The sequence below is a fragment of the Halosimplex rubrum genome (genome assembly GCF_013415885.1).
GTDB lineage: Archaea > Halobacteriota > Halobacteria > Halobacteriales > Haloarculaceae > Halosimplex > Halosimplex rubrum.
In genome coordinates, this window is the sequence record NZ_CP058910.1 from 2,275,421 (window position 1) to 2,300,241 (window position 24,821).

Below are 24,821 nucleotides of genomic sequence, written 5' to 3' on the forward strand. Positions count from 1 at the left end.
TATGACCGTTATATCCACACTTAGGAGTATAAGGACCTTTCCACTCGTACTATGTACGGATCGTTCGCAACAGACTGTTTCAGTGATCGAACGTACTTCTAGAGACGCGACTACAAGGTAAAAACCCACCGCAACTGCCGAATAGGTGACCGATCCGGAACGAGACTGTGCGAAAACGAAAAGATACCCACCGTGAGAGGCGAGTCGTGTGTCGGGGCCCGTCCGGAGTCGGCCGGGCGGGTCCGAGCCGACGCACGAGTGCCGTTCAGGGCCAGGTACCGGCCTGCTCGGCGGCGTCGAGGACGCGCTGGATCGCGACGACGTAGGCGGCGACGCGCATGCTCGGCAGGTCGCGTTCCTCGTAGGCGTCGACGAGCGTGTCGAACTGCTCGACGACGATGTCTTCGAGCTCCTCGTTGACGCGCTGTTCCGACCAGTAGAACCGCTGGCGGTTCTGCACCCACTCGAAATAGGAGACCGTGACGCCGCCGGCGTTGGCGAGGATGTCCGGGACGATGATGACGTCCTTGTCCTCGAGGACGTCGTCGCCCTTGGGCGTGATCGGGCCGTTGGCGGCCTCGGAGATCACGTCGGCCTGGACGCCCTCGGCGATCTCCTCGTCGATGGCGTTCTCCAGCGCCGCGGGGATCAGGAGGTCCACGTCGAGCTGGAGCAGCTCGTCGTTGGTGACCGATTCGTCGGCGCCGTGGAAGCCGGCGACGCTGCCGGTCTCGCGCTTGTGGTCCTTGGCGGCGACCGGGTCGATGCCGTCCGCGCTGTAGACGCCGCCGCTGGAGTCGGAGACGGCGACCACGTCGGCGCCCATCTCGTCGACGAGCTTCGCGGAGATCCAGCCGGCGTTCCCGTAGCCCTGGACGGCGACGGTCGCGTCGGCGACGTCCCCGCCGAGGTAGTCGAACGCCTCACGGGCGGCGATGACCGTCGAGCGACCGGTCGCCTCGACGCGTCCCTCGCTGCCGCCGCTGGAGATGTCCTTGCCGGTGATGACGCCCGGCTCGGTCGTGTTCTCCAGGGTCTCGTAGGTGTCCTTGATCCAGTTCATCTCGCGCTGGCCCGTGTTCACGTCGGGAGCGGGCACGTCGCGGTCCTCGCCGATGATCGGCGTGAGTTCCGTCGCGAAGGCGCGCGTGATGCGTTCGAGTTCGGCCTCGGAGTAGTCGTCGGGGTCGATGATGATCCCGCCTTTCCCGCCGCCGAGGGGGACGCCGACCGTCGCGGTCTTGTAGGCCATCCAGCCCGACAGCGCCTTGACCTCGGCGCGGGAGACCTCCGGGTGATAGCGGATGCCGCCCTTGTACGGGCCGCGGTCGCCGTTGAACTGCGAGCGGTAGGCGCGGAACACCTCGGTCGAGCCGTCGTCCATCTCGACGGCGAGGTTCGTCTCCAAGATCCGCTCGGGATTTTTCAGTCGCTCTAGTGTCCCCTCGTCCACGTCGAGGTACTGCGCTGCCTCGTCGATCTGTTCCTGCAGGCTCTCGAAGGGGTTTACGTCGGAACCCATGTGTGGACGGTCGTCGACTTCTGGTAAAAATAAATCGGAATCATCCAGTAACCTGGGCTACTGGAGTTAGATTATTATCCAGAAAGGGCATACAGATAATAATAGGTATATAACCACACAAAAGGGCGCCACTCCATCGGAAGCGAGCCGCCGGTCGCGCTCACTCGGACGGGGGCGATCACCGGGGCGGAGGGGCGCCGGCGGGTGCCGCGTCGAGGCGGTCCGATCGTTGCGCCTCACTGCGATTTCGCCCCGAAATCGGCCGGTGTCTGCCGGTCGTCAGCCCGAAGTCTGACGGCCCTTTATGCCCCGCGACGAGTCACCTGCACATGCCGGGGGCGCGGCACGGTCACACGCTCCCGTTCCCCGCCAACGGCGACGATCCCATCCCATCCTATCCTTCCGCGGTCCATCGCTCGCGAGATTCGCGACCGAAACCGGCGGGAGCGGTCACGCTGTTTGCGGTCGCTGTCGAGTTCGCCTGCGACAGAAGATGGCGGGTCGAGCGCGCCGCTTCGACCGACCGGACGGAAGACGCCGCCCTCAGGGAAGACGCCGCCCTCAGATCACACCGGTCACGTTCGCGGCCTCACGCGCGGCGGCTTCGCTCATACCGTCGCCGAGGATCGTGTAGCGGTCGCGGATCTCGTGGGCCGTGGTCAGCGCTTCGATGATGACTTCGTCGCCGATCCCCAGCTCGTCGGCGGTCGTCGGCGCGTCGATGCTGGCGAGCGCGTCGCGGATGTCCTGCCACTGGCCCTTCGGGCCCGAGTGGAGGTACTCGGTCATGATCGACGCGACGCCGACCTGGTGGCCGTGCAGCGCGGGGTCGGGGGCGATGCGGTCGAGCTGGTGAGAGATCAGGTGTTCGGCGCCCGACGCGGGCCGCGAGGAGCCGGCGATGGACATCGCGACGCCCGAGGAGACCAGCGCCTTCGTCACGATCCAGGCCGACTCCTCCAGTTCCGGGCGGATGGAGTCGGCGTTCTCGACGAGCATCTCGGCGGTCATCCGCGAGAGGGCGCCGGCGTACTCGTGGTACTCGACGTTCTTCAGCCGGTGAGCCAGCTCCCAGTCCCGGACCGCGGTGAAATTCGAGATGATGTCGGCACAGCCCGCGGTGGTCAGCTCCCAGGGCGCGTCGGCGAGGATCTCGGTGTCGGCGACGACCGCGAGGGGGGGTTCGGCGGCGACGCTGTGGCGGGTGTCGCCCTCGGGGATCGAGGCGCGACCGGAGACGATACCGTCGTGGCTGGCGGCCGTGGGGACCGAGACGAACCCCTTGCCGACGTCTTCGCCGGCCATCTTCGCCACGTCGATGACCTTGCCGCCGCCGACGCCGACGAGGTAGCCCACGTCGTCGCTGGCGGCGACGTCGATGACCGCCTCGACGGCGGCGAAGGTCGCCTCCTCGATGCGGACCACCCGGGGGTCGAACCCGGCGTCGGAAAACCCCTCGACGACCCGGTCGCCGGCCACTTCGGCGGGCGTCGGGCTGGTGACGACCAGCGGGTCGCCGTGGAGCCGGAGTTCCTCGACGGCCGCCGCGGCGTCGTCGAGCACGCCGTGACCGACCACGACGTTGCGCGGCAGCCGGATCCACGTCGACTTGTCGAACATGCCGAGGTATGCGCGGTCGGTCGGGAAAACGCTTGCCGTCGCTGTCACTCGCGCTCGCGGATCCCGGAGGGTGGCGACCGCCGGTCGATCCGGTGGGCCGACACATTTACTATCCACGTGCCCGCGGGTTCGTACCGGATGGACCTCGCACAGTTGCGCGCACCGTTCGACGGGCGACCGCTCGCACGCGAGACGACGGTCGCGGTGGTCGCGTTCGGTGCGTTCACCCTCTGGATTCAGGCGCTGTGGTGGGTCGCGTACCGCGCCACCTCGGCGCTTGGGCCGACCGCGTTCGTGTCGGGTGACCTGGCCGAGCTGGCGGCGACGGCCCTGTCCAACCGCGCCGTGCTTCTGGTCGGTATCGCCGCGTTCGCGCTCGTTCACGGCAGGCTCCGCGGACAGCCGGTCGGCGTGTCGCTCCCCGGCCGGTCGGACGTTCCGACGGTCGCGACCGCCGCGCTCGTCCCGGTCGCGGGGGTCGCCGCAATCACCGTTCTCGCGAGCACGCAAGGGACCACCCTCGCCGTACTGGAGGGGACGTACTACGCCCAGAACACCGGTCCGCTGTTGCCGGCGACGCTCACGCTGTTGACGGTGCTCGTCGGACTGCCGGCGTACGTGCTGGTCGCCCACGAGATCGTTCAGCGACCGCTCAGCGCCGCCGGACGCCCGTGGGCCGCGGTCGCGGTCACGACGCTGTTCGTCGGGACGATCGGGCCGCGAGAACTCGTCGGCACCGGACTCCCGATGCGGGCCGTCGTCGTGTTTCTGGTGCTCGCCGCGAGCGTCGCCCTCCCGGCCGTCGCCGCCCACACCTTCGAGTACGAGTGGCTCCCGCTGCTCTGTGGGATCCCGCTGGCGCTGTTCGTCGGCGGTGTCCTCGTCGGCTTCGCCGGACAGACCGACGGAGTCGCGGACGGCGCGCTCGCCCTCGTCGGACTCGCGGTCGTTGCGGTCGCCGCCTACGGGTACGAGCGAACCGGATCGGTGGTCGTGCCCGCCGTCGCCTACGTCGCCTTCGTCGTCAGCAGCGACGCGGTCGCGTTCGCCCTCGGTATCGGTGCGACGCCGTGACTTATCGGCGTCGTCGCCGCGAAGGGGCCGGCGGGTGCCCGGTCACATCGTCTCCAGCACGCCCAGCACCCGTTCCTCCGCTTCCCGGTCCGGTCCTTCCTGCGCATCGTCGGCATCGCGCTCGGGCGTCGCCTCGACCGTCTCTGCGACCGCTTCTGACGGCGCTTGGGGCTCCCACCCGAGCGACCGCAGTTTGTTCGTGTCGAGGACGTGGGGCGGGTCGCGATACAGCGGGAAGTCGCTCCGTTCCAGTCCGCCGGCGGCGAGTTCGCGCGATCCGGCGGTGACGACCTCCACGTCGGTGTCCAGCGCGTCGGCGACCGTCTCGACGGTCTCCCGGAGCGTCTGCAGCGTCCAGTCGCCGACGTTGTAGGCCTCGCCCGGGTCGCCGTCCTCGGCGACGACGCGGAGCGCGCGGGCGACGTTCTCGACGCTCACGCGGTGCCAGAGGTTGGTGCCGTCGCCGGGGACCAAGACCCGGTCGTGGTTCGCGACCCGCTGGACCCAGTAGTCGAACCGTCGGGTGTAGTCGTGAGGGCCGTAGACGACGCAGGGCCGGACGCTCATCGCGTTCACGCCCTCGTCGGCGGCGGCGAAGACCGCGCGGTCGCCCTCGGCTTTGCGCGCGCCGTAGGTCGCCCCGGAGTCGTCTGTGGCCTGCTCGTCGCTGCAGGGTTCGAGTTCGGTCTCGCCTTCCCGCTTGGGCACGGCCTCTTCGCCGTAGGCGGCGCCGCTGGAGACGTAGACGTACGCGTCGATGTCGTCGAAGACGCGGGTCGCGGTGCGGACCTCGCGGGGCTGGTACGCGACGAGGTCGACGACCACGTCGGGGTCGAGAGCGGCCGCATCGGCGAGGTCGCCGTCGTCGGTGCGGTCGCCACTGACGTGGTCGACCGCCTCGTCGTCGGCGAACGGGCTGTCGTGCTCGCCGCGGTGGAAGACGGTCACGTCGTAGCCGGCGTCGCGGAACTCGCGGACGGCGCGACGGCCGATGAAGCGGGTGCCGCCGACGAACAGCGCGTGTCTGGTCATATCCCGGGTTCGTCGCTGACCCGCTTAAACCCGGTGACCCGCGAGCGGTCCCCGTGTCCGTCTGCCGTCAGTCCCCGTCCCGTTCTTGTCGGATCGGGAGACCGCGATACTCCGCTATCGCGCTCGGGACCGGTCCCAGCGGGGCGGACATTTCGGCCGCGTCAGCGCTGTTAGACGGTGAATAACAACGGTGGTTCGAGTGCTATCGGTTCCCATGAAGTGTGCAAACTGTCGGGCGGAGGGGCAACCAGCGTACACGCTTCGGGCACACGTCGACGGCGACGACGGCGGCGGTGAGGACGACGCGGACGCCCGGACCGACGGAGGCGCGAGCGCGACCGTGGACCTGCCCTTCTGCTCGCTGGAGTGTCTCACGGCCTGGACCTGAACAGAGCCAAAGAGCTATCCGAGCGGGCGCGCCACCAACCGGCATGGAAAACGTCCATCCCGGACAGCGCGTCGCGGTGCTCGCGGACGCGCAGAACCTCTATCACAGCGCACGGAGTCTCTACACGCGCAACATCGACTACGCCGCTTTGCTGGACGCCGCCGTCGCCGACCGCCAGCTGACACGCGCCGTCGCCTACGTCATCCGCGCCGACGCCCCCGAGGAGGAGTCCTTCTTCGACGCCCTCGTCGACATCGGCTTCGAGACCCGCATCAAGGACATCAAGACCTTCGGCGACGGCTCGAAGAAGGCCGACTGGGACGTGGGCATGAGCTTGGACGCCGTCACGCTCGCCAACCACGTCGACACCGTCGTCCTCGCCACCGGCGACGGCGACTTCTCCCGGCTCTGCTCGCACCTGCGCCACGAGGGCGTCCGCACCGAAGTCGTGGCCTTCCAGGAGTCGACCGCGGAGGAGCTGGTCGACGCGGCCGACGACTTCACCGACATGAGCGAGGACGTCGAGCGGTTCCTCCTCTGAGCGCGCCGGCGCGGTCGCTCGAAGCCCGGCGCACCCCGAAAAGACCGACCGTGCGGCCTACTCCTCGTCGCCGTCCGCGTCGCCGTCGGCCGTGTCCGCGTCGTCGCCCGCGTCCAGATCGTCTAGCTCGGCGTTGGGCGCGTTGCGCTTGACGCTCCGGAGGCCGTCGATGGCGCCGGTCCGGGAGGCGTAGCCCTCGCCGCTGTCGCCGAGGATCTGGCCGTTCTGGTGGCGGAGCCGCCAGCGGTACTCCCCGGCGTTGTCTTCGAAGACTTCGAAGGCAGCGTCTCGATAGTCCAGCGCGCCGGCCTCGTCGGCGTACTCGCGGACCCGTCCGACCGAATCGCGGGCGCCGCGCTCGGAGGCGAAGCCCTGGCCGCCGTCGGCGAGGATCTCACCGTTGCGGTGGATGAGCCGCCAGCGCCACTCGTCGGCGGCGTCGCGGTACACCTCGAAGGCCGTCGGGTCGATGCGCAGGTAGTCGGCGGGACCGACGTACTCCCGGACGCGCTCGACGGCGTCGTCGACCGCGTCGCGGTCGTCGTAGCCCTCGCCGCCGTCGGCGACGATGTTGCCGTTGCGGTGGACGAGCCGCCAGCGGTACTCGCCGGCGGCGTCCTCGTACACCTCGAAGGTTCCCTGGCTCTCGCCCGGCGGGTACGGCGCGTCCGCGGGCTCCTCCTCGGGTTCGACCTCGATCTCCTCGCGGACCGCGGCCGCGCCGGGCGCGTTCGTGCGGACGCTCTCAAGTCCCTGTTCGGCCTTCTGGCGGGAACTGTAGCCCTGCGCGCTGTCGGCGATGATGTTGCCGTTGCGGTGGCGCAGCCGCCAGCGCCACTTGCCGCCCCGATCCGCGAAGACCTCGAAGCGCGCCTTGCTCTCGGGAGGCTCCGCGACCGGTTCGGCGTCCGGTTCCTCTGCCGTCGCGGCGGCGCCCTTCGGATCTTCCGCGGTCTCGACCGCCGGGTCGGACTCGGTGGGTTCAGCGACGGAGGCGTCGGCCTCGGGCGCTCGTCGGGACCCGCCGATGACGGGGATCAGCGCCGCGCCGACGGCGATCAGCACGAGACCGAACGCGAACAGCGAGATGACGGGGACGGCCAGCCCGGACGCGCGCCAGCCCGGGTAGGCGACCAGGAATCCGACCACGCCGAGCAGGGCGACGGCCCCCCCGGCGTAGGAGATCAGGTTGGCCGTCCGCTGGAGCGGCAAGCGGATCACCGGCCCGATCATCAGCAGTACGAGCGAGATCGCGGCCAGCGCGATCCCGGCCTTGCCGGGCGTCGTCGCCGTCGTCACGTCGCTCGTCAGGAACAACAGGATGCCCAGTATCCCAAGCAGGATACCGAACACGAACACCCAGTACCCGTACACCTCGTCGCTCGTCGTCGGTTCCGCGATCCGGTCTCGGTACCACTGGACCATCGCGTCCGGACTCGATCGCTCGCTGGACATGTTACAAATCAAATAATCGGTTCCTGAACGGATAAAGATGTACTACGTTTTAACTGCGTACGCACCGCTCCCGGACGGCGAAAACGGGGAAAAGACCGGCGGGGTCGGGTCAGCGCGCTGTCGTGAGCGTCGTTCAGACCGGGCGACCCGGGTCCGAAGTGCCGACGAGCAGCGCACCCGCGGCGAGGCCGAGCGACCCGGCGGCGATGGCGACGACCGGGACGGCGACGTCGAGCGCCCCCGGCCCGAAGATGAGAACCGTGCTGATCGCCAGCAGCACGACCCCGAACGCGACTTTCCGTGTATCGGTCTCTGTCATAGTGAGCGTAGTTTGGTAATCGATCCGTATAAATTCTCCTGAAACCGCGCCATTCAACCATGATCGATCGTGATCGAATCGAGGTACATCGGTGTATGGTAGCACTGATCGTGGGTCTCGATCCCATCCGGTTCGGGGGCGCGACGCGCGGGCTCGGGGAGTGAGACAGATACAAGACGCGGTGGGACGAACGGAGGGGCGATGGACGACGAGGATCGGTCGATGCTGACGCGGGTGGCGGACTACCAGTGGGGTCGCGGCGCCGGGCGCGCGCTGTTCGGCGGCGACCCGGAGGTGACCCACACCAGTTCCGGGCGGCCGCGGCAGGTGATCGCCGACGAGGGGCGACTGGTCACCTACGCGACCGACGGGCGGTTCACCCTCGGCGTAGCCGGCGGGCGGCGGCTGAACGACGGCCTCGCCGACGGGCGCTACCGCGTCGTCGTCGGCGACGAGAGCGAGCCGTTCGTCCGCGACGAGCGCAACGTCTTCGCCAAGTTCGTCGCCGCGGCCGACCCCGAGATCCGACCGGGCGACGAGCTGGTGGTGACCCACGAGCGCGGCGAGGTGCTCGCCGTCGGCCGCGCCGAGCTGAGCGGTGAAGGGATGGCCGACTTCGAGACCGGGATGGCCGTGTTCGTCCGCGACGGCGCCCAAGCGGACGGTGACGACTGAGTTTCCGTCTCGCCCAGTCTGGCGTGCGGGTTGATCACCGGTATCCGCGCCGAGCGGAGCGAGGCGCGGTTCACTGAACCCGAACGAAGTGAGGGTTCAGCCTTTTTCACCCATGTTTTTCGAGGAGCCCTCCCGCAGCGAGCGCAGCGAGCGAGGAAGGGCGACGATGAAAAAGATGGCTGTACTGAGCATCCGCGCCCCGCAGGCGCACGGTTCACGCGGACGAGGCCAGCGAGGCGCGAACGAAGTGAGTGCCTCGAAGCGAACGGCAAAGCCGTGAGCGAAGGCCGAGTCCGCGCCTTTTTCACCCATGTTTTTGGTGGAGGGGTGCCCGGAGCGCCCGAAGGGCGCGAGGACACCCCTCCGCGAAAAAGATAGTTCGCAACGCTTGTATCGCGGCGGCCGCTGTGTATCGCCAATGAGCCGTTTCTCGCCCCTCGTCCGCCGCGTCGCGGACTGGGACTACGACCAGTTGTCCTCGCTGGCGGCCGAACACGGGACGCCGCTGTACGTCGTCGACCTCGACCGCGTGGCCGAGAACTACGAGCGGTTCTCGTCGGCGTTCCCGGACGCCCACGTCATGTACGCCGCGAAGGCCCACACCGGTCGCGCGGTGCTGTCGACGCTGCTGGACGCCGGCGCCGACATCGAGTGCGCGGCTCGCGGGGAACTCCAGCGGGCCATCCAGGCGGGTGCCGATCCCGACACGCTGCAGTACACGGCGGTCAACCCGCCCGAGGCCGACCTCGACTACGCCGCCGAGCTGGGCGCCGACCACCCCGGGCTGACGGTCACGGGCGGCGCACGCGACACGTTCGACCGACTGGAAGAACGGGGCTACGACGGCCGCGTCGCCATCCGCGTCAACCCCGGCATCGGCACCGGCCATCACGAGAAGGTCGCGACCGGCAAGGACGCCAAGTTCGGCATCCCCTACGACGAAGTTGTCGGGCTGGCCGACGAGTTGCGCGAGCGGTTCGACCTCGTCGGCCTGCACGCCCACGCGGGCTCAGGAGTGCTGCACGACGACCTCGACGACCACTGCCGAGCCATCGCGAAGGTGGCCGACCTGGTCCGCGAGGTGGGGGATTCGGACCTGGAGTTCGTCGACTTCGGCGGCGGCTTCGGCGTCCCCTACCGCGAGGACGAGGAGCCGCTGGACATGGACGTCGTCGGGGAGAAGGTTCGGGAGGCCGTCGGCGACCTGGACGCGCGGATCAAGCTCGAACCGGGCCGGTACGTCGTCGCCGACGGCGAGGTGATCCTGACCGAGGTCAACACGGTCAAGGAGACGCCGGAGGCGACCGTGGTGGGCGTCGACGCGTCGCTGGCGACGCTGATCCGCCCGGCGATGTTCGACTCCTATCACCCCATCGCGAACGTCTCGGCGCCCGAGCGAGCGGCCGAACCCGTCGCGGTCGGCGGGCCGTGTTGCACGAGCGCGGACGTGTTCTGTACGGACCGTCCCGTGGCGCGACCCGAGCGCGAGGACCTGCTCGCGATCGGCAACGCGGGCGCCTACGGCTACGAACTCGCCAACCAGTTCCACTCCCAGCCCCGACCCGCCGAGGTCGCCGTCGAGGGCGGCGAAGTCCGGGTCGTCCGCCGGCGGGAGACGATGGACGACGTGACCAGAGTCGAACGCGAGGCCGGCGAGACGGCCGCGACCGACGGCGTCTCCGGTGACCGATGATCTTCGACGTGCTCGAGTTCCACGAGCGGGCGGTCCGGACCGAGTCCCACGAGTCGGTCGAAGAGATGCGCGGACTCCTGGTCGAGACGCTCGAAGGCGCCGGTGCGGACCCCGTCGTCGACGACGCGGGCAACACGCTCGCGACGCGGACGGGCGACGGGTACGAGCCCGGTGACGAGGCGGAAAGCGGTTCCGACGCCGGCACCCACCTCGTCCTGAACACGCACATCGACACGGTGCCGCCCCACGTCCCCTTCGCCGAGCGCGAGGGCGGGGCCGTCGTCGAGGGGCGCGGGGCCTGCGACGCGAAGGGGCCCCTCGCCGCGCTCGTCGACGCGTTCCTCAGCGCCGGCGTCGGCGAGGGCAACCGGCTGACGCTGGCGATCACGCCCGACGAGGAGACGGTCCAGACCGGGGCCGCTCACCTCGCGGGCACCCTCGACGCCGACGGGTTCGTCGTCGGCGAGCCCACGGGACTCGACGTGTGCAACGCCGCCCGCGGGCAGTACGAGGGGACGATCACCCTCACGGGCGCCGCGGCCCACGCGGCCACGCCCGAGAGCGGGGCGAACGCGATCCGCGCCGTCGCGCCGCTGTTGCAGGCGATGGAGAGCTACGACGAGCGCGAGGCGCGAAGCGCCTCGGACGGAGCGAGCGGCGACGACGAGGAGCCGCGAGCGCGCGGGCCTGACGCCCACGAGTCGCTCGGTCGCCCGACGCTCACGCCGACCGTGATCGACGGGGGCGAGGCCTCGAACCAGGTGCCCGAGGAGTGCGTCATCACCTTCGACCGGCGGCCGGTCCCGCCCGAGACCCCCGAGGAGTTCGAGGCCGGGCTGGAGACCCACCTCTCGGAGTGGGTCCCCTCGGGGATAGACCTCGACGTGGCGCTCTCGCCGCGGGAGACGCCCTTTTTAGCCGCCTTCGCGACCGCTCCGGACGAGCCGCTCGTCGAGGCGCTGGCGGCCGCGAGCGGCGGCGAGGTGCGACCGTTCGGCGCGGCGACGGAGGCGTCGTACTTCGCCGAGCACGCCCCGACGGTCGTGTTCGGTCCCGGCGACCTCGCGGACGACGAGGGAGCCGTCGCCCACAGCGAACGCGAGTACGTCCGCCGCGAGGAGGTCCGGGCGGCCGCGCGAGCCGTTCGCGACGCCGTCGACGCGCTGCTGTAGAGCGGCGGGAGCGAGTTCGCCGGTCGGACTCACTCGACCAGCGGCGCGACGATCCCGAACAGAAGCGGCGAGAACAATCCGAGCGCGATACCCAGAACTTCCATGTCGAACAGTAGCGTCTGCTCCCAGCCCGGCAGTCCGCCGAAGACCACGGAGCCGACGATCTCGCCCAGCCCACCGACGGCGAACAGCGCGACCCCGAGGAAGAAACCGGTCTTCGCGAGCGTCGGGTAATCCGTACTTGCGGTGTGTGACATGCCACCCGATTCCCCACGGCGGAGCAAAAAGCCACTGTGAGTGTTCGTCACGGTGTCTCACGGAAACCATATGGTCCGGTGTCGCATACGCCGTGCCAATGCGCGAACTCCTGCTCGGACCGGTCGCCGAAGCGCTCGGCGTGGTCCTGTACGTCGCGATCGCCGGCACGCTGGCGGTCGTCGGAACGCTCGCCGAACGGGCCGGACTGGGCGACCTCTCCGCCGGACAGACGACGCTGGGGCTCTGGGAGGCCGCCGTCGGCCTCGTCCTCATCTACGCGGCGCTGAACGTCGCCTACCACATCGTGCTGCCGCGGCTGCGCGGCGCCGAACCGACCGCCTGAGCGGGGCGAAGCGGACGGCCGACGCGCCGTTCACGCCAGGTACGACATCGCTTCTTCGTCGCTGACCTGGTCGAAGTTCCGGTAGTGAGCGCCGACCGCCCGGAAGTTCCGCGGGCGCTCCACGGCGACCACCTCGTCGGCCAGCTCGGCGAGTTCGTCGAGCGTGTCAGGCGGTCCGACGGGGACGGCGACGACCAGCGATGCCGGGTTCTCCTCGCGGACTAGCCTGAGACAGGCCCGCATCGTCGCGCCGGTCGCGACGCCGTCGTCGACGACCACGACCCGCTTTTCGGCGAGGGGCGGCCGACCGCCCTCCCGGTAGGCCGCGGCCTTCTCGGCGGCCACCTCGCGCTCGCGCTCCCGTTCGCTGGCGAGGTAGCTGTCGCTCACGGACAGCCGGTCGAGGGCGTCCTCGTTGAGCCACGCCGCGCCGTCCTCGGCGACCGCACCGATCGCGTACTCCTCGTTGCGCGGCGCGCCGATCTTCGAGGCGACCACCACGTCCAGCGGCGCGTCGAGACGGTCTGCGACCGCCCGTCCCAGCGGCAGGCCGCCGCGCGGGATCGCGAGGACGATATCGGCCGTCACACCCCGCTCTACCAGCGCGTCGGCGAGCCGCTCGCCCGCGGCCGTCCGGTCGCGGAACATGGTTGCGAATAGGTCACACACTGTCAAAGGTCTGTGGCCGTCGGTCGCCGGACCCCTACGCTGTTAGGTATCGAATCGATAGTCCCGTCACCCGTCTCTGGAGGTATGGCACAGGCGAACGCGGACTGGCGGCTGTACGTGGAGGAGAACGTGATCGTGGCGGACTTCCCGGCAGGGATGGAGACGACCGAATCGGTGTTCGCGGCGGTCAACGAGGAGTTCGAGCGACTGGCTTCGCAGGAATCGGTCGATACACACGTCTCGGTGATGGGCATGGACGCGCCGCTCAACAGCGACGTGTTCGAAAAGGCCCAGGCGGCCGCGGCCGCCGGGACGGAGTTCGGGATCACGACGTGGGTCCTCGTCTCCGACGGGATCAAAAATCGCGCGCTCCAGAGCAAGGTCGGTAACATCGAGGGCGTCGAGACCGAACTCGCGTCGTCGGTCGACGAGGCGATGGACCTGGCCGGTCGGTAACCGACTCCGCGACGGTCGCGTCCGATCCCGGAACGGACCCCGGTCTACTCCCGAACGTCGTCGACGAGGTCGCTCGCGACGCCGGTGTAGCCCGCCGGCGTCAGCGCGTGCAGTTCCGCGCGCACGTCCTCGCCCACGTCCAGGTCGTCGATCATCGCCTCGAAGTCGGCCATCGTCACGTCGCGGCCGCGGGTGGCCTCCTTGACGTGCTCGTAGGCGTCGTCGAAGCCCTCCCGGCGGAGGACCGTCTGGACGGCCTCGCCGACGACCTCGGGGGTCGCTTCGAGGTCGTCGACCATCACCTGTTCGTTCGGGACGACCTTCGCCAGGCCGTTTTCGAGCTTGGAGTACCCGATGAGACAGTGGGCCAGCGCGGCGCCGATGTTGCGCTTGACCGTCGAGTCCGACAGATCGCGCTGGAGGCGCGAGGTCGTGACGTAGTCGCCGAGGAAGACCAGGTCGGAGTTGGCCTTCGAGAGGTTGCCCTCGCTGTTCTCGAAGTCGATCGGGTTGACCTTGTGGGGCATCGTCGACGAGCCGGTCTCGCCCTCTGTGGCCTCCTGGCCGAGATAGCGGTCGGAGACGTAGAGCCACACGTCGAGGTCCAGATCGAGGAGGACGTTGTTCGCGCCGCGCAGCGCGTCGAAGACGGCGGCGAAGTCGTCGCAGGGGTTGACCTGGGTCGTCAACGGCTCGTGGTCGAGGCCCAGATCGCGGACGAACGATTCGGAGAAGGCCCGCCAGTCCACGTCGGGGTACGCCGCGTCGTGGGCGGCGTAGGTCCCCGACGCGCCGGCGAGCTTGCCCGAGACCTCGTCGGTCGCCCGCTCGATGCGGCCGAGCGCCCGCCCCAGCCGCGAGGCGTAGACGGCCAGTTCCTTGCCGTACGTGGTGGGTGTGGCGGGCTGGCCGTGGGTGCGGGCGAGCATCGGCAGGTCGCGGTACTCGCGGGCCTCCGCGACGAGGGCGTCGCGCACGTCGCGCAGTTGCGGGACGAGCACCTCCTCGACGGCCGGCTTGACGAGCAGTCGGTGGGCGAGGTTGTTCACGTCCTCGCTGGTGAGTCCGAAGTGGATCCAGTGGGCGGCGTCGAGGTCCTCGGGCAGGCCCTCGCGGACGAAGTACTCGATCGCCTTCACGTCGTGGTTGGTCGCCGCGTACTCGCCGTATCCCTCCGTCTCGATGCGCTTGACGAGTGCGGCGTCGTCGTCGTCGAACGCCTCGTAGAGCCCGCGGAGCTGTCCGCGCTGTTCGGCGTCGATCTCTAGCGGCGTCTCGGACAGGTCCGCCAGCGCGATCAGGTACTCGACCTCGACGCGGGTGCGCGCCCGCATGAGCGCCGCCTCGCTGGCGTAGTCGACGAGCGGTTCCGTGTACCGCGCGTAGCGTCCGTCGAGCGGCGAGACGGCCCGGAGCGGCGATCGGTCGGTCATGGTCGCTCGTGCGGTGAGTCGGCCAAAGAGCGTGTCGGTCGGCGGTCGCCGTCGCCCGCGGCAGACCGGTCCGTCGGCCCGAGGGCCGAGCGACCGTGTCGAAAGTGTCGACTATGTCCCCGCCGATTCGCAACTACTTTGCGCGGCCGCGGCGGCCCTTCGGACATGAAACTCGCAGGGATGGCGAGCAACCGCGGGCGGAACCTGTTGAACATCGCGGACCGCGCCCCCGGGGGCGCCGAATTTTCGGTTATCCTCACGAACGACGCCGACGCGCCCGTCCTCGACGCGGCGGCCGAGCGCGGGATCCCGACGGAGGTCGTCGAGCGCGACGAGGGCGAGGACCGCCGCGACCACGAGGCGCGCGTCCTCGACGCCCTCTCGGGCTACGACTTCGAGTTGGTGACCCTGGACGGCTACATGCGCCTGCTGTCCGAGCGGTTCCTCGACGAGGCGCCGACGACGCTGAACGTCCACCCCTCGCTGCTCCCCGCGTTCCCCGGCATGGACGCCTGGGGCGACGCGCTGGACTACGGCGCGGACGTGGTCGGCTGTACCGTCCACGTCGTCACCGACGCCATCGACGACGACGGCGAGATCGTCGAGGAAGAAGTCGACGGCGGCCCCGTCGTCACGCAGGAGCCGATCCCCGTCTACGAGGGCGACGACGAGGACGACCTCAAGGACCGCGTCCTCTACGAGGGCGAGTTCAAGGCCTACCCGCGCGCCGTGAAGTACTTCGCCGAGGACCGCGTGAGCGTCGACTTCGACGCGAACCGGGCGTCGGTCGAGGGGACGAGCGGCGGCGACCTCCCCGCGCGGCTGTTCAGCTCCGAGGACCGCGCCGCGGACCTGCGCTACGGGGAGAACCCCCATCAGGACGCCGCGGTCTACGCCGACAGCACGGTCGAGGAGGCCAGCGTCGTCGGCGCCGACCAGCGCAACGAGGGCGCGAAAGCGCTGTCGTACAACAACTACAACGACGCCGACGGCGCGCTGAATCTCATCAAGGAGTTCGACGAGCCCGCCGCCGCCGTCATCAAGCACACCAACCCCGCTGGCTGTGCGACCGCCGACACGCTGGCCGACGCCTACGCCGACGCGCTCGCGACCGACCCCAAGAGCGCCTTCGGCGGCATCGTCGCGCTCAACCGCGAGTGCGACGAGGCGACCGCCGCACAGATCATCGACTCGTTCAAGGAGGTCGTCATCGCGCCCGGCTACACCGACGCCGCTCTGGAGACGCTGTTCGAGAAGGACAACCTCCGCGTGCTGGACGTGAGCGACGAGATCGGCCGGACCGGCTCGTCCGGCCGCCCTGACTCCTACGACGTGACCGAGACGCTCACCGAGAAGAAGCTCGTCGGCGGCCGGCTCGTCCAGGAGCGCGACACCCAGTCGCTCACCGCCGACGACCTCGAAGTGGTCACCGAGCGCGAGCCGACCGACGAGCAGGTCGAGGCGATGCTGTTCGCCTGGCAGACCATCAAACACGTCAAGTCGAACGCCATCGTCTTCGCGAAGGGGACCGAGACCGTCGGTGTGGGGGCCGGCCAGGTCTCCCGCGTCGACGCGGTGGAGATTGCCGATATGAAGGCCGAGAAGGACGCCGAGGGCAAGGACGCCGAGGGCGCCGTCATGGCCTCGGACGCCTTCTTCCCGTTCCCGGACGGCATCGAGAAGGCCGCCGAGGCCGGCATCGAGGCGGTCATCCAGCCCGGCGGCTCGAAGAACGACGATATCGTCACCGAGGCCGCCGACGAACACGACATCGCGATGGTCATGACCGGCCAGCGCGCTTTCAGGCACGATTGAGCGCCAGCGAGTGAGGGCCTAAAGCTCGTCAGAGCTTGCTCTGACGGTGCTTCCGCCACGACTGATCCCCCTCGTCGCGGCCGTCGCTCTCTGGGAACGTCCGAACCGGTTCGCCGGCGTCTAGCGAGCGTGAAACGACGCGATGGTTTGAACTGTCGGGAGTCCAGTGAGTCCGACGTGTACAGTCGACGGGCGCGTCGTGGCCTCTCGCCGGTGATCGGGACGGTGTTGCTGGTCGCGATAGTCGTCCTGCTGTCGTCGGTCGCCGCCTACGTCGCCTTCGGTGCGACCGAGGAGCGCGAGCCGGCGCCCGAGGTGACGCTGGAACTCGAACCGGTCGAGCGGCCGGGCGCCTACGACCTCGAACTCACCAACGGCGAGCGGCTGAACGGCGAGCAGGTTCGCCTCCGTGGCGCCGCGGACGAGCGGGCGCTGGCGAACCGGGACCTGCTGGCCGGCGACTCGGTGACGGTCTTCCCGACCGACGAGCGGCTTCAGCTGGTCTGGTTCGGCGAACACGACGCGAGTTACGTCCTCCGGGAGTTCGAGGTGGAGTCGGAGCTCCCCGAGGCCGACGAAGGCTGTGCGTGGCTGGAAGGGGAGAGAGCGGCGGGCGTGTCGACAGTCGTGATCGACTTCGTACTCGAATGCGACGTGGTCGCGCAGGTGGACATCACGCTCGAAACCGGTGGGGTCGTGATCGGCTCCATCGACAGCCGGAACGGGAACGTCGACATCGACAACGGACAGTTGACCGTCTACGGGCCGGTCGCGGCCGACCAGTCCGTCGATATCGACGACGCGAACGTCGTCGGGTCGGTCAGCGCGGACGACGATATCGCCGTCGACGGCGCGGAGATCTGGGGCGACGTACGCGGCCCCGACGTGGACGTCGACACGGCGACTATCCACGGGTCGGTCGAGAGCGCCAATCAGGTCGATCTCGACGGGGTGACGGTCACCGGCCACGTCTACGCACCGAGCGTCTCGTGTTCCGACAGCCCGACGATCGACGGCGAGCCCTGTTCGAGTTACTCTCCGAAGGACCCGAGCGACTACTGAGACGTCGGGAGGGCGACGCGGTCGGAATCGGAAGCGGTCGCGACTGACCCGGCCGGACTCTCCCCGACCGGGCGATTTACGGTCCGACGGGGCGGCCGATACGCCATGACCTACCGAGCCATACAGGTCGGGACCGGCGGCCAGGGCGGCCGCTGGTGCGACACGTTCCTACCGCCGAACGTCGAGAAGGGGCTGGTCGACGTCGTCGCCGCCGTCGACGTGAACGAGGCGGCCCACGAGAACGCCGTCGAACACCTCGGCGTCGACCCCGCCGACTGTTACACCGACGCCGAGACCGCGTTCGCCGAGCACGACGCCGACTTCTGTACGGTCGTCACGCCCCCGTGGACCCACGAGGAGGTCGTCGACGCCGCCGTCGACCACGACCTCGATATCCTCTCGGAGAAGCCCATCGCCGACACCCTGGAGGCGTCCGTGCGCATCGCCGAGAAGGTCGAGCGAGCGGGCCTGAAGATGGGCGTGACCATGAGCCACCGCTTCGACCGGGACAAGACGACGATGCGCCGGCGCCTGCGCTCGGGCGAGCCCGGCCCGCTGGACTACCTCGTCGGCCGATTCACCTGCAACGCCCGCACCTACGGCGCCTGGGGCGCGTTCCGCCACGACATGGAGCACCCGCTGCTCGTCGAGGGCGCGGTCCACCAGCTCGACTTCCTCGCGGACATGGCCGGCGCGAACTGCGAGCGGCTCTACGCCGACACCTGGTTGCCCGAGTGGGCCGAGTACGAGGACGACGTGCAGGCCACCGTCCAGATGCGCTTCGAGAACGGCGTGCGGGCGACCTGGGAGGGCGCGAAGGCCAACGCGACGACGCTCAACGGCTGGGGGAGCGACGCCCTCCGCGCCGAGTGTCGCGACGAGACGCTCGTCCTCGACGACCGCGAGATCGTCCGGTATCCCTACGAGCAGGAGCGCGAGACGGTCGTCGGGGTCGACGACGCCGACCCCGAACCGGTCCCGCTGGACGAACAGGACGCCTGGGGAAACACCTGGCTGGTCGAGCAGTTCGTCGAGTGGCTCGACGGTGGCGAGCCGATGGCGACCGACGTGGAGTCGAACCTCCAGTCGGTCGCGCTGGTCGAGGCGGCCATCGAGAGCAGCGAGCGCGACGAGGCCGTCGACCCGCAGGCGTTGCTCGCCGAGACACGCGAGTCCGTCGAGCTGTAAGCGGGCGCGGCCCCGCGTTTCGGTCGACCCGGACGACGACCGTCGGACGACGCACTCGCCGTGAGCCTTAGGTGTGCCCGCGACCTGCACGGGGTATGGGACTGACGCAACTGGCCCGCAACCACGTCCCGGCCGCGGCGGTGCTGGCGCTCGCGTTCGCCGCGCTGTCGACCGTCTCGGTCGCCGGCGCGACCGGGTGGCTGGTCCTCGCCGCGCTGGAGGTCGGCGCGGCGTCGACGCTCGCGACTCTCCTCCCGCTGTTCGCGCTCGGAACCGTCCTCGGCGTCCCGCTGACCGTCGCCGCCGCGGTCGTCGCGGCGGTCGGTACGGCCGCGCGCGTCTCGGCCGCCGCGGCGGCGAAGCGCCGCGCCGCGAGCACGCGACTCGGACTGGCCGCCTCCCGAGTCGAGCGCCATCCACTCGCGCGACTGCTGGGGATCGCCACCCTCGTCGAAGATCTGGACAGCCGCTCGCCCGAACGCCGCGCCGACGACCGCATCGAGCGCCTGAAAGCGCGCTACGTCGACGGCGCGTTCTCGGAGTGGGAACTCGAAGAGCGGACGCGGATCGTCCTCGACGAGGAGGGCGTCCCGCGCGAGCGCGCCTCCACGATCGACGACGAACTCCGCGCGGCCGAACGGAACTGACTCCGGTGGGGGTGACCCGCGTCGGCAGCGCGTCGGGCCCGCGTCGTGAGTCGACCGCCTCGAACTAGCTTCGACCGCTCGCGGAGTCACCCGACACGGGTCTCCGCAGGCACCTGCGGGACCCGCGGGAGATCGACCGACCGCGGTTCGAATCGATACGTGAACCCGTATCTCCGCTCGTTCCCGTCGACCCGAGAGACGACGCGCTCCGTGGCCGAGCGGATCAGTCCGTCGGTCGTGATCCGAACGGTCGCGTCGTACGACGCGACGTTCTCGGCGTCGTACAGCTGCCCGCCCGCGTACCGGTCGGCCCGCAGCGTCACGACCGTGGCGTCGTCCCGTTCGTCGACATCGGCGACGGAGAAGTTGCCCCGACGGAGCGTCCCCCGGAGCGGGTTCGCGGCCGTCGAGAGGCCGCGGAGCGCCCGGTCGAACAGCTCGGTCCGGTTCCGCGTGTTGTCGAGCGAGACGTTCCCACCGGCGACGGTGTACTGCCTGACGGCGGTCCCGTTGGCGGCGATGACCGACGTTCTGTTCCGCCGCTCGCCGTCGACGACACGGTGCGAGCGGGACACGTACCGAACCCGCGTGAGATTCGGCTCGGCCGCCGCTCGCACCGTCGCGACGAGCGCGCCGTCGCGGAGTGTCGAGTTCGTCGTATGAGTCACGACACCCGCCGTCTCGATCACGTTCGCCTGATGCGTGTGGACCAGCCGCGTGACGTTACGGACGCCGCTGTCGGCCAACCCTGCCGGAAGCCGGTCGGGCGAAGGCGACGCGGTCGGTGTCGGAGTTGTCGTCGACATCGGTGAGGGCGACGCGGTCGGTGCCGGTGTCGGAGTCGAGGTCGCCGTCGGCGAGGGTGAAGGGGACGCTGTCGGCGTCGCCGTCGGCGAGGGTGACGCGGTCGGAGTCTGTGTCGCTGGCTGCGTCGGGACCGGGGATTCGGTCACCGAGGGGGTCGGCGATCCGGTCCCGGATAGATTCCCGCAACCGGACAGCGCGACGAGCAGGAGCAGTCCAACCGCTACGACCGTTCGTTGCAGCCGTCTGGTGGAGGGCATGCGGCGTGTGATATCGAGGTCGGAAACAAAAACCCCGCGGTCCGGCGTTTTCGACGGCGCGGACGGTGTCCCGGGCGTCCGGTGGCGCCGGTATCCGTTCGTCGAACTCCCCGGTGCCCGGAGGCGGCCCCGAGCAGGGAGATGGCTCAGTTATTTCCGGGGGCTGGCCCAACGGGAAGGTATGGGACGAACGCTGCTGGGGATCGACCTCGACGAGTCGCCCGTCGGTGGGCTCATCGAGGGGCTCCTCTCCGACGAGGACCTGGAGAAGCTCACCGACGGCGGCCGGGACGTGGACGACGAGCGAGCGGCCGACGGCGGCGACGAACCGCCTCGCGAGGCCGACGACGACGATCCGGCCGGTGACGCGACCGACGACGCGACGGCGGTCGGCACCGACCTGGTCGACGACGCGGTGGGCGCCGAGGACACCGACGAGTCCGACGCCGGCGAGTCCGCCGCCTCGTCGGACGCCGAGTCGATCCCCGTGGGGACGAGCGCGACCGGCGAGAGCGACGGGTGGGACACGCCGAACCCCGACGGGCCGGCCCCGGTCCCCTCGCCCGGCGAGGAGAACGTCGACGACGAGGACGGGGGCTGGAAGGCCAAGCTCCGCCCGATCCTGCTGAAGGCGACCGCGGCGCTGCTCGTCCTCGCGGTGGTCGGGTTCCTCGCCTATCGCTACCTCGGGAAGGCCACGTCCGTCGCGAGCGACACACTCGGGAGCGACGAGGACGAGCCCGACTCGCCGCCGACGACCGACGCGGCCGACGGCGACGCCCCCGAGGCGCGCCGCCGGGCGAAGGCCCCGGAGCGCGACGACCGCGAGGAGTTCGCCGACCGCCCCGTCGACGAGACGGTCGGCCACGCCGAGCGCGCGGAGGCGGCAGGCGAGTCCGGAGCGGCCGACGACGACGGAACGGACGGAACGGACGGCGAGGCCGACGACGGCGATGCGGCGCCCGAGACCGTCGGGCGTCCGACGGCCGATTCGGACGTGGGCGCGCTGGTCGGGCTGGCCGCGCTCGCGCTGGTCGCCGCGGTCGTCCGGAAGTTCGGCGAGGACCGCGAGTACGACCCGCTCGTGGACGGGCCGACCGGCGACGGCGACGATGAGTGAGGGCGGCGAGAGCGACCGCGGTTCGGACGACGACGGCGGCCGGGACGACGGCGACCGGGACGACGGCGCGGAGGGCGGCGACGCCCTCGCCGGCCTGGCCGACCGCGAGGGCTGGCGCGTCGAGGGGACGGCCGCCCGCGTCCACTACGAGGGCGAGGGCGACCGCTACAGCGTCGAATACTACGCCCCGAGCGACTGCGTGGTCTACTGGAAGGTCCCCCCGGAGTCGGGCGGCGAGACGGCGGTTCCGGTGGGCCGCGAGACGGTGCCGACGCCGCTGCGCGAGCGCATCCGGATGGACCTCGACGCCGCGGGGGTCGACCCCGAGGTCGAGCGGCGATCGCTGTAGCGGGCCGACCCGCGGCGGTCGGAGCCCGGCCGGTCGGCGTTCCGTGACGACCGTGTCGTCGGTCGCGACCCAGTGGTTGGGGACTCCGACAGGCCTAAGCGCGCCCATCCGGAATCGCACGTGCATGGAGTTTCACGAGGCGGCGGACTTTCTCTTCGATCTGCGACGGTTCGCGCCGCGGCCGGGGCTGGACCCGACGCGGGAGTTGCTCGACCACGTCGGCGACCCCCACGAGCGACTCGCCTGCGTCCAGGTCGCGGGGTCGAACGGCAAGGGCAGCACTGCCCGCATGGTCGAGCGGGCGCTGCGCGAGGCCGGCCTCTCGGTCGGACTGTACACCTCGCCCCATCTCGACGACGTGCGCGAGCGGGTCCGCGTCGACGGCCGGCCGATGACCGAGTCGGCGGTGACCGACTTCGTCGGATCGTTCCGCGAGTACGCGACCGAGCGGGCGACCGACGGCGACTCGCCGACCTTCTTCGAGACGCTGACGGCGATGGCGCTGTGGGAGTTCGATCGGCAGGACGTGGACGTGGCCGTCCTCGAAGTCGGCATCGGCGGGACGCTGGACGCCACGAGCGTCGTCGACCCGATCGCCAGCGCCGTCACCGCGGTCACGCTCGAACACACGGACCTGCTCGGCGACACCGTCGGGGAGATCGCTCGCGACAAATCGGGCGTCGCGCCCGACGACGCGCCGCTCGTGACCGCGACGACCGGCGACGCGCTCGCGGCCATCCGCGAGGAGGTCGACGACGTGCTCACGGTCGCCGACGCCGACTGGAGCGAGCCCGAGGACCCGGACGTGACCGTCGCGTACGGCGGTCGCGAGGGACTGGAGGGGGCCGTCTCGGTCGAGGGGACCGGCTCGCTCGACGGCGGGGACGAGGAGGGCGGCGACGGCGGGTGGGCCGTCGACACGCGCCTCCCGCTGCTGGGCGCTCACCAGGCGCGCAACGCGGGCGTCGCGGCGGCGCTCGTCGGGCAGGTGGCCGGCCGCCTGGGTGTCGACGCGGCGACGGCGGCCGTCGAGCGCGGCTTCCGCAACGCCCACTGGCCGGGGCGGTTCGAGGTGATGGACCGCGAGCCGCTGGTCGTCCTCGACGGCGCGCACAACCCCGGCGGCTGCGAGACGACCGCCGAGGTGCTTTCCACCTTCGACTACGGCGAGGCCCACCTCGTCGTCGGCGCGATGACCGACAAGGACCACCGCGGGGTCGCAGCGGCGTTCGCCGACGCGGATCTGGGCCGCGTCGTCGCCTGCCGCCCCGACCACGACCGCGCCGAGTCCGCCGAGGTGGTCGCCCGCGCGTTCGCGACCGAGACCGACGCCGACGTGTCGACACACGAGCCGGTCGCCGGCGCACTCGCCCGGGCGCTCGACGCCGCCGGACCCGACGACGCCGTCGTCGTCTCGGGCTCGCTGTACGCCGTCGCCGAGGCGCGCACCCGCTGGTCGCGGCCCACCGTCCCGCTCGACGTGGACTCGGTGACCGACGCCGAGGCGGCGCTGGACCGGGCGCACGTCGGCGAGGCGAACGCGGCGGCAGCAGCCGGCGACGCCGTCCACCGCGTCTTGCGGATGCGGCTCCGTCCGCGCCGCGCTCGCCGCCTGCAGTCCGAGTTGCGAGCGCTGGGCGGGGAGGTCGCCCTCTCGGCGCTGGCCGACCAGGACGAGGAGCGCGTCGACGCCGTAGCGATGGCGACCCGGGCGCAGTTCGACCGCCTCGCCGACGCGCTCGCCGACCGCGAGGACGACCTCGCGCCGCTGGCCGACGAGATCCGGGCCGGCCTCGGCGCGTCGCCGACCCCGAACGCGGCGACGCCGACGCCCGACGCCGAGCGGAGCGCGACCGATCGGGACTACCCGTGGGCCGACGGCACGGCGGTGATGGGCATCCTCAACATCACGCCCGACAGCTTCCACGACGGCGGCGAGTACAACACCGTCGCCGACGCCCGCGAGCGCGCCGAGCGGATGGTCGACGCCGGCGTCGAGATCCTCGACATCGGCGGCGAATCGACCCGGCCCGGCGGCGAGGTCGTCCCCGCCGAGGAGGAGAGAGCGCGCGTCGTCCCCGTGATCGAGGAAATTTCGGACCTCGACGCGATGATTTCGATCGACACGCGCAAGGCCGAAGTAGCCCGCGCCGCCCTGGACGCCGGGGCGGACCTGTTAAACGACGTGTCCGGGCTGGAAGACCCGGAGATGCGGCTCGTCGCCGCCGAGTACGACGTGCCTGTGGTCGTCATGCACAGTATCGAGGCACCGGTCGACCCGACCACGAGCGTCGAGTACGACGACGTGGTCGACGACGTGATCGACTACCTCGCCGAGCGCGTCCTCCTCGCCGAGAAGGCCGGGCTCGACCGCTCGCAGATCCTCGTCGACCCCGGGCTCGGGTTCGGCAAATCGGCCGCCGAGAGCTTCGAACTCCTGGGTCGGCTGGACGAACTCGCGGCGCTGGGCTGCCCGGTTCTGGTCGGCCACTCCCGCAAGTCCATGTTCGAACTCACCGAGGGCGGCCGCGAGGGCGCGCTGGACGAGACGGTCGCGGGCACGGCGCTGGCGGCCGAGCGCGGCGCCGACGTGATCAGAGTCCACGACGCCGACGAGAACGTCGCCGCCGTCCGCGTCGCCCGGGCCGCGGCCGACCCCGACCGCTTCGACGAGGAGTGAACGCGGCGGTCGCCGATCCGCGACTCGCGAGACGGCGCGACCCTCGGTCAGTTCAGCGTCGACCGGTCGACGACCCGGAATCGGTGGCCGCAACGCGGACACGCGACGCGGTGCTCCCCGTTGGTGTCGACCGTCTCGAACGAGCGAGCGAGGCCGGTCTTCCCGCAGTCGGGACAGCGCCGGAGGAACGGGGGGATCATCGGCGGTCGCCGATCGGTAGGCGCCCGAGTGGCAAGGGTTCGTCCC

General features: G+C 70.4%; 26 protein-coding genes. 15 read left to right on the plus strand and 11 right to left on the minus strand.

The annotated features are described in order from the left end of the window. Positions 1 to 265: 265 nt before the first annotated feature. Positions 266 to 1,522: a Glu/Leu/Phe/Val family dehydrogenase gene (locus HZS55_RS11315; RefSeq protein ID WP_179907759.1), complete on the minus strand. Its 1,257-nt coding sequence runs from the start codon at positions 1,520 to 1,522 to the stop codon at positions 266 to 268. A 561-nt stretch (positions 1,523 to 2,083) separates the two neighbouring features. Next, positions 2,084 to 3,142: an NAD(P)-dependent glycerol-1-phosphate dehydrogenase gene (locus tag HZS55_RS11320; RefSeq protein ID WP_179907761.1), complete on the minus strand. Its 1,059-nt coding sequence runs from the start codon at positions 3,140 to 3,142 to the stop codon at positions 2,084 to 2,086. A 138-nt stretch (positions 3,143 to 3,280) separates the two neighbouring features. Between HZS55_RS11320 and HZS55_RS11325 the strand changes: the two genes are divergently transcribed. Continuing rightward, positions 3,281 to 4,216 carry a hypothetical protein gene (locus HZS55_RS11325; RefSeq protein WP_179907763.1) on the plus strand — a complete coding sequence of 312 codons (936 nt, stop codon included), beginning with the start codon at positions 3,281 to 3,283 and terminating at the stop codon, positions 4,214 to 4,216. Between the two features lie 42 nt (positions 4,217 to 4,258). Here HZS55_RS11325 and HZS55_RS11330 read toward each other — a convergent pair whose 3' ends face one another. Beyond that, the gene (locus tag HZS55_RS11330; protein WP_179907765.1) at positions 4,259 to 5,248 is read right to left on the minus strand and encodes an NAD-dependent epimerase/dehydratase family protein; all 990 of its coding nucleotides are present in this window, start codon (positions 5,246 to 5,248) and stop codon (positions 4,259 to 4,261) included. A gap of 214 nt (positions 5,249 to 5,462) precedes the next feature. Between HZS55_RS11330 and HZS55_RS11335 the strand changes: the two genes are divergently transcribed. Further along, positions 5,463 to 5,636, plus strand: a complete 174-nt coding sequence (locus tag HZS55_RS11335) for a hypothetical protein (RefSeq protein WP_179907767.1) — start codon at positions 5,463 to 5,465, stop codon at positions 5,634 to 5,636. Positions 5,637 to 5,679: 43 nt separating this feature from the next. Further along, positions 5,680 to 6,177: a LabA-like NYN domain-containing protein gene (locus HZS55_RS11340; RefSeq protein WP_179907769.1), complete on the plus strand. Its 498-nt coding sequence runs from the start codon at positions 5,680 to 5,682 to the stop codon at positions 6,175 to 6,177. A 57-nt stretch (positions 6,178 to 6,234) separates the two neighbouring features. On the opposite strand, the gene HZS55_RS11345 is transcribed toward HZS55_RS11340, so the two are convergent. Together HZS55_RS11345 and HZS55_RS11350 are read right to left on the minus strand one after the other, a co-directional pair. Continuing rightward, positions 6,235 to 7,632: an HVO_2922 family protein gene (locus tag HZS55_RS11345; RefSeq protein ID WP_246308241.1), complete on the minus strand. Its 1,398-nt coding sequence runs from the start codon at positions 7,630 to 7,632 to the stop codon at positions 6,235 to 6,237. Positions 7,633 to 7,765: 133 nt separating this feature from the next. Further along, positions 7,766 to 7,951 (minus strand): hypothetical protein, encoded by a 186-nt coding sequence (locus HZS55_RS11350; protein WP_179907771.1) that lies wholly within the window; start codon positions 7,949 to 7,951, stop codon positions 7,766 to 7,768. 201 nt (positions 7,952 to 8,152) lie between these two features. On the opposite strand from HZS55_RS11350, the gene HZS55_RS11355 reads away from it, so the two are divergent. The 3 genes from HZS55_RS11355 (at position 8,153) to HZS55_RS11365 (ending at position 11,491) form a co-directional block, all read left to right on the plus strand. Further along, positions 8,153 to 8,626, plus strand: coding sequence for a PUA domain-containing protein (locus HZS55_RS11355; RefSeq protein WP_179907773.1), 474 nt, complete (start codon positions 8,153 to 8,155; stop codon positions 8,624 to 8,626). Positions 8,627 to 9,044: 418 nt separating this feature from the next. Continuing rightward, on the plus strand, positions 9,045 to 10,319 hold the full coding sequence (lysA, locus tag HZS55_RS11360) for a diaminopimelate decarboxylase (protein WP_179907775.1): 1,275 nt from the start codon (positions 9,045 to 9,047) through the stop codon (positions 10,317 to 10,319). Next, positions 10,316 to 11,491, plus strand: a complete 1,176-nt coding sequence (locus tag HZS55_RS11365) for a M20 family metallopeptidase (protein ID WP_179907777.1) — start codon at positions 10,316 to 10,318, stop codon at positions 11,489 to 11,491. The genes lysA and HZS55_RS11365 overlap by 4 nt, the downstream gene beginning before the upstream one ends. A gap of 29 nt (positions 11,492 to 11,520) precedes the next feature. On the opposite strand, the gene HZS55_RS11370 is transcribed toward HZS55_RS11365, so the two are convergent. After that, complete coding sequence (locus HZS55_RS11370; RefSeq protein ID WP_179907779.1) at positions 11,521 to 11,748, minus strand: DUF7860 family protein; 228 nt, start codon at positions 11,746 to 11,748, stop codon at positions 11,521 to 11,523. Positions 11,749 to 11,846: 98 nt separating this feature from the next. On the opposite strand from HZS55_RS11370, the gene HZS55_RS11375 reads away from it, so the two are divergent. Then, positions 11,847 to 12,092: a hypothetical protein gene (locus HZS55_RS11375; RefSeq protein WP_179907781.1), complete on the plus strand. Its 246-nt coding sequence runs from the start codon at positions 11,847 to 11,849 to the stop codon at positions 12,090 to 12,092. A gap of 30 nt (positions 12,093 to 12,122) precedes the next feature. Here the strand turns inward: HZS55_RS11375 and HZS55_RS11380 are convergent, their stop codons facing one another. Then, entirely contained in the window at positions 12,123 to 12,740 is a 618-nt protein-coding gene (locus tag HZS55_RS11380; RefSeq protein WP_179907783.1) for a phosphoribosyltransferase, read from the minus strand. Between the two features lie 105 nt (positions 12,741 to 12,845). Between HZS55_RS11380 and HZS55_RS11385 the strand changes: the two genes are divergently transcribed. Beyond that, on the plus strand, positions 12,846 to 13,217 hold the full coding sequence (locus tag HZS55_RS11385) for a hypothetical protein (RefSeq protein WP_179907785.1): 372 nt from the start codon (positions 12,846 to 12,848) through the stop codon (positions 13,215 to 13,217). A gap of 44 nt (positions 13,218 to 13,261) precedes the next feature. Here HZS55_RS11385 and purB read toward each other — a convergent pair whose 3' ends face one another. After that, entirely contained in the window at positions 13,262 to 14,650 is a 1,389-nt protein-coding gene (gene purB / locus HZS55_RS11390; protein WP_179907787.1) for an adenylosuccinate lyase, read from the minus strand. A 165-nt stretch (positions 14,651 to 14,815) separates the two neighbouring features. Between purB and HZS55_RS11395 the strand changes: the two genes are divergently transcribed. The 4 genes from HZS55_RS11395 (at position 14,816) to HZS55_RS11410 (ending at position 19,362) form a co-directional block, all read left to right on the plus strand. After that, complete coding sequence (locus HZS55_RS11395; RefSeq protein ID WP_179907789.1) at positions 14,816 to 16,465, plus strand: formyltransferase family protein; 1,650 nt, start codon at positions 14,816 to 14,818, stop codon at positions 16,463 to 16,465. A 177-nt stretch (positions 16,466 to 16,642) separates the two neighbouring features. After that, positions 16,643 to 17,527, plus strand: a complete 885-nt coding sequence (locus tag HZS55_RS11400; RefSeq protein WP_179907790.1) for a type IV pilin — start codon at positions 16,643 to 16,645, stop codon at positions 17,525 to 17,527. 105 nt (positions 17,528 to 17,632) lie between these two features. Further along, complete coding sequence (locus HZS55_RS11405; RefSeq protein ID WP_179907791.1) at positions 17,633 to 18,715, plus strand: Gfo/Idh/MocA family protein; 1,083 nt, start codon at positions 17,633 to 17,635, stop codon at positions 18,713 to 18,715. A 95-nt stretch (positions 18,716 to 18,810) separates the two neighbouring features. Further along, complete coding sequence (locus HZS55_RS11410; RefSeq protein ID WP_179907792.1) at positions 18,811 to 19,362, plus strand: SHOCT domain-containing protein; 552 nt, start codon at positions 18,811 to 18,813, stop codon at positions 19,360 to 19,362. Between the two features lie 86 nt (positions 19,363 to 19,448). Here the strand turns inward: HZS55_RS11410 and HZS55_RS11415 are convergent, their stop codons facing one another. Beyond that, positions 19,449 to 20,108 (minus strand): hypothetical protein, encoded by a 660-nt coding sequence (locus HZS55_RS11415; protein WP_179907793.1) that lies wholly within the window; start codon positions 20,106 to 20,108, stop codon positions 19,449 to 19,451. Continuing rightward, positions 20,086 to 20,355: a hypothetical protein gene (locus tag HZS55_RS11420; protein WP_179907794.1), complete on the minus strand. Its 270-nt coding sequence runs from the start codon at positions 20,353 to 20,355 to the stop codon at positions 20,086 to 20,088. The genes HZS55_RS11415 and HZS55_RS11420 overlap by 23 nt, the downstream gene beginning before the upstream one ends. Positions 20,356 to 20,607: 252 nt before the next feature. Here HZS55_RS11420 and HZS55_RS11425 point away from each other — a divergent pair, with 252 nt between their 5' ends. From HZS55_RS11425 to folP, 3 genes are all read left to right on the plus strand, one after another. Continuing rightward, positions 20,608 to 21,546 carry a hypothetical protein gene (locus HZS55_RS11425; RefSeq protein ID WP_179907795.1) on the plus strand — a complete coding sequence of 313 codons (939 nt, stop codon included), beginning with the start codon at positions 20,608 to 20,610 and terminating at the stop codon, positions 21,544 to 21,546. Between the two features lie 94 nt (positions 21,547 to 21,640). After that, positions 21,641 to 21,895, plus strand: a complete 255-nt coding sequence (locus HZS55_RS11430; RefSeq protein WP_179911858.1) for a DUF7538 family protein — start codon at positions 21,641 to 21,643, stop codon at positions 21,893 to 21,895. Between the two features lie 124 nt (positions 21,896 to 22,019). Next, a complete protein-coding gene (folP, locus tag HZS55_RS11435) occupies positions 22,020 to 24,575 on the plus strand; it encodes a dihydropteroate synthase (RefSeq protein WP_179907796.1) in 2,556 nt (851 codons plus the stop codon). A gap of 47 nt (positions 24,576 to 24,622) precedes the next feature. Here the strand turns inward: folP and HZS55_RS11440 are convergent, their stop codons facing one another. Further along, complete coding sequence (locus HZS55_RS11440) at positions 24,623 to 24,775, minus strand: CpXC domain-containing protein (RefSeq protein WP_179907797.1); 153 nt, start codon at positions 24,773 to 24,775, stop codon at positions 24,623 to 24,625. Positions 24,776 to 24,821: the final 46 nt, after the last annotated feature.

Coding starts and splice junctions, on each gene's coding strand:
- HZS55_RS11380 (WP_179907783.1), bottom strand. CDS start 12,740: ATGTTCCGCGACCGGACGGCCGCGGGCGAGCGGCTCGCCGACGCGCTG.
- HZS55_RS11385 (WP_179907785.1), top strand. CDS start 12,846: ATGGCACAGGCGAACGCGGACTGGCGGCTGTACGTGGAGGAGAACGTG.
- HZS55_RS11345 (WP_246308241.1), bottom strand. CDS start 7,632: ATGTCCAGCGAGCGATCGAGTCCGGACGCGATGGTCCAGTGGTACCGA.
- HZS55_RS11355 (WP_179907773.1), top strand. CDS start 8,153: ATGGACGACGAGGATCGGTCGATGCTGACGCGGGTGGCGGACTACCAG.
- HZS55_RS11375 (WP_179907781.1), top strand. CDS start 11,847: ATGCGCGAACTCCTGCTCGGACCGGTCGCCGAAGCGCTCGGCGTGGTC.
- HZS55_RS11410 (WP_179907792.1), top strand. CDS start 18,811: ATGGGACTGACGCAACTGGCCCGCAACCACGTCCCGGCCGCGGCGGTG.
- HZS55_RS11330 (WP_179907765.1), bottom strand. CDS start 5,248: ATGACCAGACACGCGCTGTTCGTCGGCGGCACCCGCTTCATCGGCCGT.
- HZS55_RS11325 (WP_179907763.1), top strand. CDS start 3,281: ATGGACCTCGCACAGTTGCGCGCACCGTTCGACGGGCGACCGCTCGCA.
- HZS55_RS11335 (WP_179907767.1), top strand. CDS start 5,463: ATGAAGTGTGCAAACTGTCGGGCGGAGGGGCAACCAGCGTACACGCTT.
- HZS55_RS11425 (WP_179907795.1), top strand. CDS start 20,608: ATGGGACGAACGCTGCTGGGGATCGACCTCGACGAGTCGCCCGTCGGT.
- lysA (WP_179907775.1), top strand. CDS start 9,045: ATGAGCCGTTTCTCGCCCCTCGTCCGCCGCGTCGCGGACTGGGACTAC.
- HZS55_RS11340 (WP_179907769.1), top strand. CDS start 5,680: ATGGAAAACGTCCATCCCGGACAGCGCGTCGCGGTGCTCGCGGACGCG.
- HZS55_RS11405 (WP_179907791.1), top strand. CDS start 17,633: ATGACCTACCGAGCCATACAGGTCGGGACCGGCGGCCAGGGCGGCCGC.
- HZS55_RS11315 (WP_179907759.1), bottom strand. CDS start 1,522: ATGGGTTCCGACGTAAACCCCTTCGAGAGCCTGCAGGAACAGATCGAC.
- HZS55_RS11350 (WP_179907771.1), bottom strand. CDS start 7,951: ATGACAGAGACCGATACACGGAAAGTCGCGTTCGGGGTCGTGCTGCTG.
- folP (WP_179907796.1), top strand. CDS start 22,020: ATGGAGTTTCACGAGGCGGCGGACTTTCTCTTCGATCTGCGACGGTTC.
- HZS55_RS11440 (WP_179907797.1), bottom strand. CDS start 24,775: ATGATCCCCCCGTTCCTCCGGCGCTGTCCCGACTGCGGGAAGACCGGC.
- HZS55_RS11320 (WP_179907761.1), bottom strand. CDS start 3,142: ATGTTCGACAAGTCGACGTGGATCCGGCTGCCGCGCAACGTCGTGGTC.
- HZS55_RS11365 (WP_179907777.1), top strand. CDS start 10,316: ATGATCTTCGACGTGCTCGAGTTCCACGAGCGGGCGGTCCGGACCGAG.
- HZS55_RS11395 (WP_179907789.1), top strand. CDS start 14,816: ATGAAACTCGCAGGGATGGCGAGCAACCGCGGGCGGAACCTGTTGAAC.
- purB (WP_179907787.1), bottom strand. CDS start 14,650: ATGACCGACCGATCGCCGCTCCGGGCCGTCTCGCCGCTCGACGGACGC.
- HZS55_RS11370 (WP_179907779.1), bottom strand. CDS start 11,748: ATGTCACACACCGCAAGTACGGATTACCCGACGCTCGCGAAGACCGGT.